The organism is Flavobacterium hauense, from assembly GCF_054457175.1.
The window spans coordinates 1-653 of sequence record NZ_JBTKVX010000046.1 but is presented as its reverse complement, the minus strand read 5'-3'; the positions used below and the strand labels follow the sequence as shown (position 1 = coordinate 653).

The 653-nt window shown below is 52.7% G+C and carries 1 pseudogene; it reads left to right on the top strand.

What is annotated here, in order from left to right:
• Positions 1 to 653, top strand: a pseudogene (locus ACX0HA_RS17600) (hypothetical protein); the annotation flags it as partial.

Sequence of the window (653 nt, the reverse complement as noted above, 5' to 3'; positions counted from 1 at the left end):
GAGACCGATGCCCCGGAACAATATGAGACCTTTGACCTTACCAGCACCATCCCTGTGTTCATTGCGGACCAGAACGGAGTTGCGGTAAGCTACCATGATACCTTTGCCCAGGCTAACAGCAATACCAATGCTATAGCTAACCCTACAGCCTATGTAAACCAGGAGCCGGGTGCAGAGACCCTTTTCGTACGCTTCACCATAGAGGCCACGGGCTGTTACAGGATCGGCTTCCTTGATGTTGATGTTATCCCTGAGCCTATTATCCTTCCACCAGGCCAGGATGAGCTGACGGTATGTGATACCAACGGTCAGGGCACAGGGGAATTTGACCTTGAAGCGCTTATCGAGGATATGAAAAATGGCGAGCCGGGCCTTGAGGTTACCTTCCATGAAACCAGGGAAGATGCCTTAAGCGGCCTTAATGCCATTCCCAATACGACGAACTACCAGAACCCGACCCCATACCTTCAGCTGATCTGGGTAAGGGTAGAGAATACCATCACGGGTTGTGTTAGCAATGACCCTGTCCAGCTGAAGCTGATCGTAGAGCCGGCGCCACAGGCTCCGGAGCTTGAAGACATTACCCTTTGTGATGATGCCGACAACAACGGCCAGGACGGGCGCAGGGTAGTAGACCTTACGGTTCAGAATGC